At 27.6% G+C, this 597-nt stretch carries 1 protein-coding gene; it reads right to left on the reverse strand.

The features are described from left to right. Window positions 1–129 precede the first annotated feature (129 nt). The coding region (locus HMPREF9075_RS13390) for a DUF5675 family protein (RefSeq protein ID WP_009414967.1) at window positions 130–597 on the reverse strand (468 nt) is incomplete at its 5' end.

Below are 597 nucleotides of genomic sequence, written 5' to 3' on the forward strand. Positions count from 1 at the left end.
GAAATTCATTTTTAATAAAACTGTCAAAATCACATTTCTCCTGAGAGTAAGAGATTATAGTTATAATAAATAGGGTAAAAAAAATATACACACGTTTGTCCATGATATTTATTTTCAATCATTAAATTCTTAATTCTTTTTCTTAGGTTTAGGAGGTAATGGGTTTTCAATACTTTCTACAAACTCAATATCATATGTATCTTCAATTTGATTTTTGAAAGTTACATTTATTTTTTCTATACCTTCTATTTCTATTTTTTCATCAATAAATTTGAAAAACATAGACTTACTATTAAACAGGGATATTATCTTATTCTCTTTATTTTTTACCACACTTGTTCCAGGCAAAATACATCCCTCAGAATGTTTTCCAACAGTGCCAGAATGTATTAAAATTCCTCTCGTTTCAGGAACATTCTTATTATATAGCTTTGGGAATCCATTTTTGAGTATTTTTGGACTATATTTATATTTAGGAAAATTATCACTTATGTGCCAGACTAATTTATATGTTCCTTCTGGAATACGTTTATCGAGTTCCTTCCTTGTTTCGTCAGGACCAGAAGGTTCACATATATATCCTTCTAAATGATCAAA

The organism is Capnocytophaga sp. oral taxon 332 str. F0381 (assembly GCF_000318275.2).
In the GTDB taxonomy this organism is placed as follows: domain Bacteria; phylum Bacteroidota; class Bacteroidia; order Flavobacteriales; family Flavobacteriaceae; genus Capnocytophaga; species Capnocytophaga bilenii.